This window comes from Catonella sp. (assembly GCF_052169795.1).
Taxonomy (GTDB): Bacteria; Bacillota; Clostridia; order Lachnospirales; family Lachnospiraceae; genus Catonella.
This window is the reverse complement of the sequence record NZ_JBQNBU010000098.1, coordinates 1-7,214: the sequence shown is the minus strand read 5'-3', so window position 1 is coordinate 7,214 and position 7,214 is coordinate 1. Positions and strand designations below refer to the sequence as shown.

6 protein-coding genes are annotated in these 7,214 nt (G+C 36.7%); all 6 read left to right on the top strand.

The window, feature by feature from the left end; all coding sequences use genetic code 11:
- The coding region (locus ACTTKP_RS10510; RefSeq protein WP_442553854.1) for a glycogen/starch/alpha-glucan phosphorylase at positions 1–2,102 on the top strand (2,102 nt) is incomplete at its 5' end.
- Positions 2,103–2,228: 126 nt separating this feature from the next.
- Positions 2,229–3,767 (top strand): 4-alpha-glucanotransferase, encoded by a 1,539-nt coding sequence (malQ, locus tag ACTTKP_RS10505; protein WP_442553853.1) that lies wholly within the window; start codon positions 2,229–2,231, stop codon positions 3,765–3,767.
- Positions 3,764–3,985, top strand: coding sequence for a hypothetical protein (locus ACTTKP_RS10500; RefSeq protein ID WP_442553852.1), 222 nt, complete (start codon positions 3,764–3,766; stop codon positions 3,983–3,985). The genes malQ and ACTTKP_RS10500 overlap by 4 nt, the downstream gene beginning before the upstream one ends.
- Positions 3,986–4,289: 304 nt before the next feature.
- Positions 4,290–5,207 (top strand): Rpn family recombination-promoting nuclease/putative transposase, encoded by a 918-nt coding sequence (locus tag ACTTKP_RS10495; protein ID WP_442553851.1) that lies wholly within the window; start codon positions 4,290–4,292, stop codon positions 5,205–5,207.
- A 107-nt stretch (positions 5,208–5,314) separates the two neighbouring features.
- Positions 5,315–5,614, top strand: coding sequence for a DUF1292 domain-containing protein (locus tag ACTTKP_RS10490; RefSeq protein ID WP_442553850.1), 300 nt, complete (start codon positions 5,315–5,317; stop codon positions 5,612–5,614).
- A 27-nt stretch (positions 5,615–5,641) separates the two neighbouring features.
- Positions 5,642–7,105 carry a glutamate--tRNA ligase gene (gene gltX / locus ACTTKP_RS10485; RefSeq protein ID WP_442553849.1) on the top strand — a complete coding sequence of 488 codons (1,464 nt, stop codon included), beginning with the start codon at positions 5,642–5,644 and terminating at the stop codon, positions 7,103–7,105.
- The last annotated feature ends 109 nt before the right edge of the window (positions 7,106–7,214 follow it).

Here is a 7,214-nt window from a genome sequence, read left to right as displayed (position 1 = left end):
AATTTCTTATTGGTAAACTGCTTAGCAACAATCTTATAAATCTTGGTGTATATGATGAAATAGAAAAGGTATTAAATGAGTCAGGAAAAAATATAGCAATGCTAGAGGGCTTAGAGCCTGAGCCATCACTTGGAAACGGTGGACTTGGAAGACTTGCTGCCTGCTTCCTTGATTCTATAGCAAGTCTTGGACTTAATGGATGTGGTGTTGGTCTTTTATATCATTTTGGATTATTTAAACAGACCTTTAATAACTATCTCCAAAGTGCTAACAAGAATGAATGGATTACAGATAAGTCATGGATTACAAAGACTGATTTAAGCTTCGATGTTAAATTCGGAGACAGAACTGTAAGGTCAACTATGTATGATATAGATGTAGTCGGTTATGATAATGGAATAGGTAAGCTTCATCTTTTTGATGTGGATTCTGTGGATGAGAGCCTTGTAGGAAATGGAATTGATTTTGACAAGAATAATATTGAGAAAAATTTAACACTTTTCCTTTATCCTGATGATTCGGATGAGGCAGGACATCTTCTTCGTATCTATCAGCAGTACTTTATGGTAAGTAATGCAGCAAGACTTATAATTAAGGATATGAAGGATGCAGGTCATGATTTACATGAGCTTCATAAATATGCAGTAGTTCAGATTAATGATACCCATCCTACTATGGTTATTCCTGAACTTATAAGAATTCTTACTCAGGAAGAGTTCTTTACTATGGATGATGCAATAGAAGTAGTAAGCAAAACCTGTGCTTATACCAACCATACTATCCTTGCTGAAGCTCTTGAAAAATGGCCGCTTAGCTATCTTGAAAAGGTAGTTCCTATGCTTGTGCCTATTATCAAGGAGCTTAACAACAGAATAAGAAAGAACAATGCAGATCCTAAGATACAGATTATAGATGATGCCGGAAGAGTACATATGGCACATATCGACATCCATTACGGTTTCTCAACCAATGGTGTTGCAGCTATACATACAGATATTCTTAAAGATTCAGAGCTTAATCATTTCTATAAGCTTTATCCTGAACGCTTTAATAATAAGACTAACGGTATCACTTTTAGAAGGTGGTTGCTTTCTTGCAACCATGGACTTGCAAAGCTTTTTGATGAAACTATTGGTACAGGTTATAGAAAAGATGCCACAGAGCTTAAAAAAATCTTAGAGCATAAAGACGACCAAGCTTTCCTTGACAAGTTAGATGAAGTAAAGAGGGCTAATAAGCAGGCTCTTGTAGATTATGTGAAAAAAATGGAAGGTGTAGAGCTTGATCCTAACTCTGTATTTGATGTACAGGTTAAGCGTCTCCATGAATACAAGCGTCAGCAGATGAATGCACTTTATATCATTCATAAGTATCTTGAGATTAAGGCGGGTAAAAAGCCTGAGACTCCTGTTACCTGTATTTTTGGTGCAAAGGCAGCTCCGGCGTATGTAATAGCTAAAGATATTATCCACCTTATACTTGTACTTCAGGAAATAATAAACAAAGATCCTGAGGTAAGCCCATACCTTAAAGTGCTTATGGTTACAAACTACAATGTAAGTTATGCAGAGAAGATAATTCCTGCCTGCGACATCTCAGAGCAGATTTCTCTTGCTTCTAAAGAGGCGAGCGGTACTTCAAACATGAAGTTTATGTTAAACGGTGCAATTACACTCGGAACTGATGACGGTGCCAATGTGGAAATCCATGACTTTGTAGGTGATGAGAACATCTATATCTTTGGTGCAAAGTCTGACGAGGTAATTGAGCACTACAAAAAGGCTGATTATGTATCTCGTGACATTTACAACAAGTCACAGGTAGTTAAAGCTGCAGTAGATTTTATTGTAAGTGATAAGGCTATGCAGGTTGGCAATAGAGAAAATCTCGAAAGACTTTACAATGATATTGTAAACAAGGATTGGTTTATGGCACTTCTTGATCTTGAAGACTATATTGCCAAGAAGGATGAAATTCTTAAAGACTATGCAGATAGAGAAAAATGGAAGAGAATGGTAGCAGTAAATATGGCTAACGCAGGTTTCTTCTCATCTGACAGAACAATAGAAGAGTATAACAAAGATATTTGGAAACTTAGATAGTATCCGATAAGTGGTATTACACAGGTGTCAAATTTGGATTATCTTTTATAGGACTGCCTGTAAAAAGAGGTTCATTTTTGACACTTGTTATATAAATTGCATGATATATCGGAGAAAGGACAATTTATGAGGAATTGCGGCGTACTTTTACCAGTCAGTTCATTGCCATCAGAATACGGAATAGGATGCTTTTCCAAAGAGGCATATGAGTTTGTGGATAAGCTTGCAGAGGCAGGACAGGGATATTGGCAGATACTCCCATTAGGTCCAACCAGTTATGGAGACAGTCCGTATCAGTCATTTTCTACTTATGCGGGTAATCCGTATTTTGTAGACCTTGAAGAACTTATCAAACTTGGTTTAATATCGGAGGCAGAACTAAAAAAGTTCAATTTTGGCAAGAATTCTAAAAAGGTTGATTACGAAAAAATATACAATTCAAGATTTAAGGCACTTAAGATAGCTTTTGACAATGCTAAAAAACTTATTGAAGCAGGCAGGTTTAATATTGAAAATGCCGGAACTTTGGATGAGTTTAAAAAGGCGAACAGTCTTTGGTTAGAGAACTATTCACTTTTTATGGCTATTAAAGATTCCTTAAAGGGAGTGGCATGGAGTGAGTGGGAAGATGGTCTTAGGCTTAGAAAGCCTGAAATACTTAAACAGTACAGAGAAAAACTTGCTGATGAAGTTGAGTTCTATGCATTCATTCAGTGGATGTTTGATATACAGTGGAAGAAGCTTAAAAAATATGCTAATGAAAAAGGAATAAAGATAATTGGTGATGTGCCTATTTATGTAGCCTTTGACTCAGCAGATGCCTGGGCAAACCCTGAACTTTTCCAGTTTGATGAGAATTTCACTCCTATTGCAGTAGCGGGCTGCCCGCCAGATGCATTTTCATCTACAGGTCAGCTCTGGGGTAATCCGCTTTATGATTGGGATTATCACAAGGAAACTAAGTACGAGTGGTGGATGAAGCGCCTTGCAAGGGCCTTTGAGCTTTATGACACTGTAAGAATAGATCATTTCAGGGGCTTTGACACCTATTATTCCATTCCTTATGGTAGAAAGGATGCTGTTGTAGGTAAATGGAAGAAGGGTGCAGGCTATGCTCTCTTTGCAAGGATGAAGGAAGTGCTTGGAGAGGTGGATGTGATAGCTGAGGATCTTGGCTACCTTACACCTTCTGTGATAAAGCTTGTTAAGCGTACCGGTTATCCGGGTATGAAGGTTATTCATTTTGCTTTCTACGGTGGAGCTGAAACTACCTATCTTCCACATAACCATGTGGCTAATTCTGTTGTCTATACAGGTACACATGACAATGATACTACCCTTGGATGGTATCGTTCTTTAGATAAGAAAGTAAAGAAGTTTGCGAGGGAATATTTAAATATTCAAACTGAGGATGAGAAGGAGATTGTTTGGGAATTGCTTAGAAATGCTTATATGAGTGTAGGCAATCTTACTATTATTCCTATGCAGGATTTCTTGTGCCTTGGAAGTGAAGCAAGAATAAATATTCCATCAACTCTTGGTGGTAACTGGGAGTGGAGAATGAGCAAGAAGGATTTTACAACAAAGCTTGCTAAAAAGATGAAGAATCTTGCAGAGACTTATGGCAGGGTAGCAGTCAGGGGTGACGATAAGGAGGAGGAATGAATCCATTTACCTTGTTAAAATACAAAGCACAGCTTGAAAAGAATCATCCAAAAGCAGCAGAATTTGTAAAAAGAGTAATAATGCCCGGACTTCCTGAGGGCACTGTAGTTGAAGTTTCCATAACCAAACCGGGTGAGGAGACAAAGACTTCGAATATTAAAGTTACCAAAGAAGACATTGATATGTTTGATGAGGTAAGAAAGACTAAAAGCAAGTAGAAAAATATTTATTTTCACATGAGGAGAAGGGTATCCCTTCTCCTTTAAAAATATAATAATTTTTAGTTCGCAGTACAGATTTCGTTGAAAATTTTGAAAATTCATGTTATTATCATCTTGTTATTTGATTTTATTTTTAATTGACTAATTCTTAGATTTCATTTTCGAAATCAAATTCCAGTAAAAAATGAAGGTCAGGGATATGCTGTGGCTTATTTTGTATGTCTAAACAGGTTAGATTTAGACACTAAAACCAATGCAAATTTGGGAGAACTTGTTGTGTATTGTTAAGAAAAGGGGTAAAATGAAGAATAAAGATATAATTGAGAAAATTTTATTGGGTTTTAATGATGTATTTGCAGATGTTGTAAATGGAGCTGTATTTGATGGAAAAGAAGTTGTAAAAAGTGAGGAATTGTCAGATGTAAGCCCTGTTACACAGTTTAAAGATGATAAAAGCAATCACCGTGAGCAAATCAGGGATGTTGCCAAATTATGGGAGAAAAAGGGAGTGATATTTTCTTTCATTGGCATTGAAAACCAGACAAATCCGGATAAAGATATGATATTAAGAGTGATTTCTTATGATGGAGCAACTTATAAAAGCCAGATAGGAAATGAGCATATTTATCCTGTATTTACGATAGTAATTTACTGGGGGAAAAGTGAATGGAAGGTTCCTACAACACTTAAAGACAGGCTTGATTGTCCTGATGAACTTTTAGATATAGTTTCTGACCATAAATTTAAACTTATTGATATGGTAAGACTGTCAGATGAAGATATAGAAAAATACAAAGGTGACTTTAATTTGATTGCAGGAATTATAGGAAATCCTGACAGTTATGAACCTGAGAACAGAGAAATTAAGCATCCAGAAGTAGTTTTAGATTTATTAGATGCAGTGATAGGAGATAAAAGATTTGGAGAAATAAAGGATGAGATTGTAAATATCAAAAAAGAAGGGAGAAAGGTGGATATGTGTGAGTTTTTAGATAAAATTGAAAATCGTGGAGTTGAAAAAGGAAGGCTGGAAGGTAAGATTGAAGGAAAACTTGAAGGAAAACTTGAAGGAAAACTTGAAGGAAAACTTGAAGGCAGAAACGAGGGAGAAGAACTTGCAACCTTGCGTATAGCTAAGAATTTTAAGGATAGCAAGGTCGATGTAGAAATTATAGTAAAGGCAACAGGACTTACTAAAGAGCAGATAGAGGCATTATAAGAAGACTATAAAAACACTTTGAAATTTTTATTTTCCAATCAGATAATTTGTGGTATAATGTGAACACTTAATGACAAATTATGGTATAAAAATTAATGGAGGTAGTTATGACGGCGGAAGAGTTTAAAAACCTGCCTTATATGGTTATTCCGATTGAACTGGAAAATGGTAAGGTTGTTCACTGTGAAGTGCTTTCTATCTTTCCGGTGAATGGGAAGCAATACATTGCACTTATAGATAAAGATAAAGAAGACAGTGAAATTTGGCTATATAGATTTGTTCCTGTTGGAGCGGAAGACTTCAACATAGAGGATATTGAAAGTGATCAGGAATTTGAAAAGGTAGAAGATTATTTTAATCAGATGGTCGAATCAGCTGAAATAGATACAATCATTGATGAAAAATAGAAAGATTAATACACAGGAGATAAGAAAATGAAACAGGTAAGAACAAGATACGCACCAAGTCCAACAGGAAGAATGCATGTAGGAAATTTAAGAACAGCTCTTTATGAGTTTCTTATAGCTAAGCATGAAGGAGGTTCATTCCTGCTTAGAATAGAAGATACGGACAGAGAAAGATTTGTACCGGAAGCTCTTGACATCATTTACAATACAATGAAGGCTACAGGACTTAAACATGATGAAGGTCCGGACATAGGCGGAGACTACGGTCCTTATGTGCAGAGTGAAAGACAGGCTTCAGGCATTTATCTTAAATATGCAAAAGAACTTGTAGAAAAGGGAGAGGCATATTATTGCTTCTGTGATAAAGAAAGACTTGAAAGCCTAAAGCAGACCATAGAAGGCAAGGAGGTAATGGTTTATGACAAGCATTGTCTTCACCTTCCAAAAGAAGAGATAGAGAAAAATCTTTCAGAGGGCAGGCCTTATGTTATACGCCAGAATATTCCAAGAGAGGGTACTACTACTTTTAAGGATGAGGTTTACGGAGAGATAACCGCACCAAACTCTGAGCTTGATGATCAGGTGCTTATTAAATCAGATGGCTACCCAACCTATAACTTTGCAAATGTAGTAGATGACCACCTTATGGGCATTACACATGTAGTACGTGGAAATGAGTATCTTTCCTCTACACCTAAATACAACAGGCTTTATGAGGCATTTGGCTGGGAGATACCTACCTATATTCACTGCCCGCTTATTACAAATGAAGAACATCAGAAGCTCTCAAAACGCAGTGGGCATAGTTCATACGAAGATTTGATTGAGCAGGGATTTGTACCTGAGGCAGTAGTGAACTTCATAGCCCTTTTAGGCTGGAGTGCAGAAAGCGGAACTGAGATTTTTGACCTTGAAGGACTTATAAGAGAGTTTGATTACACCAGAATAAATAAATCACCGGCTGTATTTGACATGGTTAAGCTGCGTTGGATGAACGGTGAATATCTTAAGGCTATGGACTTTGACAGATTCTTTGAGATGGCACTTCCATATCTTAAAGAGGTTATAACAAAAGACCTTGATCTTAAGAAGATAGCAGAGCTTGTAAAGACCAGAATAGAAGTTTTACCTGATCTTAAAGAGCATATAGATTTCTTTGAGGAATTGCCTGATTATGATATAGCTATGTATACACATAAGAAGATGAAAACTAATAGTGAAAGCTCCTTACAGGTACTTCGTGACCTGCTTCCGTTACTTGAAGCAAGTGATGATTATTCCAGAACAGGTGTTGAAGCTGTACTTATGGGATATATTCAGGACAAGGGTATAAAGAACGGACAGGGACTTTGGCCTATAAGAACCGCTGTTTCCGGCAAGCAGATGACACCGGGCGGAGCTTATGAGATAATGGAAATTCTTGGCAAGGAAGAAAGCTTAAGAAGAGTAAGAATAGGTATAGAAAAGCTTAGTAAGGCAGTAGAAGGCTAAAGCTATACAGATAAATTTACTTGTAATGGGAGATTTTACAAAAAAGGGGTTATCTTTGGATAGCCCCTTTTAGATAAGTAGGAGGAAAGGTGGAATACAGTAAACCACA

Excerpts from the sequence above, each read along its gene's own strand:
- ACTTKP_RS10495 (WP_442553851.1), top strand. The coding sequence starts at position 4,290 with ATGAAGAATAAAGATATAATTGAGAAAATTTTATTGGGTTTTAATGAT.
- malQ (WP_442553853.1), top strand. The coding sequence starts at position 2,229 with ATGAGGAATTGCGGCGTACTTTTACCAGTCAGTTCATTGCCATCAGAA.
- ACTTKP_RS10490 (WP_442553850.1), top strand. The coding sequence starts at position 5,315 with ATGACGGCGGAAGAGTTTAAAAACCTGCCTTATATGGTTATTCCGATT.
- ACTTKP_RS10500 (WP_442553852.1), top strand. The coding sequence starts at position 3,764 with ATGAATCCATTTACCTTGTTAAAATACAAAGCACAGCTTGAAAAGAAT.
- gltX (WP_442553849.1), top strand. The coding sequence starts at position 5,642 with ATGAAACAGGTAAGAACAAGATACGCACCAAGTCCAACAGGAAGAATG.